Below are 214 nucleotides of genomic sequence, written 5' to 3'. Positions count from 1 at the left end.
AGGCAACGTGGTGTATCAACCGGCTACGCAAGGAGCTTAAGGCGCATAGGCGTACAATAGGATATTCTGTATGACGGTTTTTACTGTGCTTAATATAGTGAAAGTGCTCAGCAAGAGCAGGTGTATCGGGTGCACGAAATTGCGTTCCATCGACAGAAAATAACCGGAGTCCATACCACGTATCATCAGCATCTTCTTCTTGTGTCCAATGGGC

1 pseudogene is annotated in these 214 nt (G+C 46.7%); it reads right to left on the bottom strand.

The annotated features are described in order from the left end of the window. A pseudogene (locus H4J63_RS20725) lies at window positions 1–214 on the bottom strand (IS4 family transposase); the annotation flags it as partial.

The organism is Pseudoalteromonas sp. 5Ae-yellow (assembly GCF_014077565.1).
Taxonomy (GTDB): Bacteria; Pseudomonadota; Gammaproteobacteria; order Enterobacterales; family Alteromonadaceae; genus Pseudoalteromonas.
Note: the sequence above shows the minus strand (reverse complement) of the source record. Positions and strands in the feature narration are given on the sequence as shown.